Source organism: Vibrio sp. 1580, from assembly GCF_033340055.1.
The window spans coordinates 1-577 of record NZ_JAWOVT010000512.1; the positions used below are offsets into that span (position 1 = coordinate 1).

Here is a 577-nt window from a genome sequence, read left to right on the forward strand (position 1 = left end):
GCTATATCCCCGCTTCCGTTACCGTGACCGATAAAAAGAGAAGCACTCATAATATCCAGCGCATTAGCTACGCGCTGAACTGCTGACTTTCGAGCTGAGTGCAGCCCTAAACGAATGCCTTCCAGTAGTTCTTTGAACTTATTAGCTTTGGTTTCCAGTTTGCTCCTGATGGCTGCGATTACGCGGTAAACCGATTGGCGCGTCACAGGTGAAAAACTGCTGGCTCGATTGGATTTAAGTTCACAAGCAGGAAATAAAAAGCCTCCTAGGTTTTCATATCTATCACAACGCACTTTAAGCATCTTTTTGATTGCAGGGTAGCGGCTAAAATCAACTTTACGGGCTTTTGGGGCTGTCTTTAGGGCTAGAGCTTGATAGGTCTTTAAATTCGACTCTCTGTGTTGCTGGCGAGCATTTTGGTACTCAGCTATAGATCGTATTCATCAGCTAAAGCTTCAAGCTGTTTTAAGTCTGTACACATTCTGACAAACAGTGGTGCCAAGTCGTTATTGATCGCTGAGCGTAGAAACTTCCGGCCCTCTTTTAGCCAACTGGCATCAATCATTTTATTTGTGGC

Annotated in this window: 1 protein-coding gene; it reads right to left on the reverse strand. The window is 44.7% G+C overall.

The genetic code is table 11. The features are described from left to right. A partial coding sequence (locus R7093_RS26880) for a hypothetical protein (protein ID WP_318147230.1) occupies positions 1-206 on the reverse strand: 206 nt, incomplete at its 3' end. Positions 207-577 lie beyond the last annotated feature (371 nt).